Below are 1,028 nucleotides of genomic sequence, written 5' to 3' on the forward strand. Positions count from 1 at the left end.
TGATCTGGTCTCCACCACGGACGGGCTGCAGATCGGTGCGCATCCGCGCCTGGTCCGCGATGATCCTGGCGTCTTTCGCGTCGGTCTTGCCATCGCCGCCGTATGTTGCTGCGGCGTGGTGCACGATCCGTCCGGGGATATAAAGCAACCTCTGTGCATGCGCGGCCAACAGCTCGATCAGCAGCGCGGCGCCGCCGGCGTTCAGATCCGTGGCCCAGCAGACATCGCCACCGGCCGCCGTCTCGGTCACCTTGGCTATGAGTTCTAGGAGTATGCTCTCGTCGTTTTCAACCCGCATCGAGAGCAGGACCGTCCCGGCCTGATCGATCACCACACAATGATGAGCCCGCTTGCCCGAATCGATTCCCACCCAAACCGCCGGCATGCTTTATCCCCCTTCGATCAGCTTCAATTTTTCGTAGCCCTGTCGATAACTACGCCGGCACGTCCTTACCCAACGATCAATGTCGTAATTCTCAATCAGCGGTCGAGTCATCGGCGGGCAGCGGGCGGCCATTCCCAATGAGCCGTCCAAGCGGCTAGGAGACTTGTGCCATACCTGCCACCCGAGGGTGATCGAAACACTACGACAGCCCCGAAATCACCCACAACAAAAACGTAAGGAAGGTGACCTCATCATCGGCAAGGACGGCGGCAGCGCCATCGGCACCCTGGTCGAGCGCAGCACCCGCTACACGGTCCTGCTGCACCTGCCAGGTCGGCATACAGCCCAGGAAGTAGCCGATGCCATGATCGCCCAGATGCGCCGGCTCCCGGATCAGCTGGTCAAGACCGTTACTTGGGACCGTGGTACCGAAATGGTGCAGTACCCCCGCATCCGCATGGCGCTGGATGCGGGGGTGTACTTCTGCGATCCGCACTCGCCCTGGCAGCGTGGAACCAACGAGAACACCAACCGACTGCTGCGTCACTGGTTCGAAAAAGGCACAGACCTCTCGGGCTACACCGCGGAGGACCTCGAAACCATCGCCGGGAAACTCAACAACCGGCCCCGCCCAACGCTGAAC

At 61.5% G+C, this 1,028-nt stretch carries 1 protein-coding gene and 1 pseudogene; one reads left to right on the forward strand and one right to left on the reverse strand.

The window, feature by feature from the left end:
• Positions 1-385: transposase (locus CXZ05_RS22670; RefSeq protein ID WP_146033146.1), on the reverse strand; the 385-nt coding region annotated here is incomplete at its 3' end.
• Between the two features lie 238 nt (positions 386-623).
• Here CXZ05_RS22670 and CXZ05_RS22675 point away from each other — a divergent pair.
• Positions 624-1,028: pseudogene (locus CXZ05_RS22675) on the forward strand (IS30 family transposase); the annotation flags it as partial.

The organism is Arthrobacter sp. AFG20 (genome assembly GCF_002892795.1).
Taxonomy (GTDB): domain Bacteria; phylum Actinomycetota; class Actinomycetes; order Actinomycetales; family Micrococcaceae; genus Arthrobacter.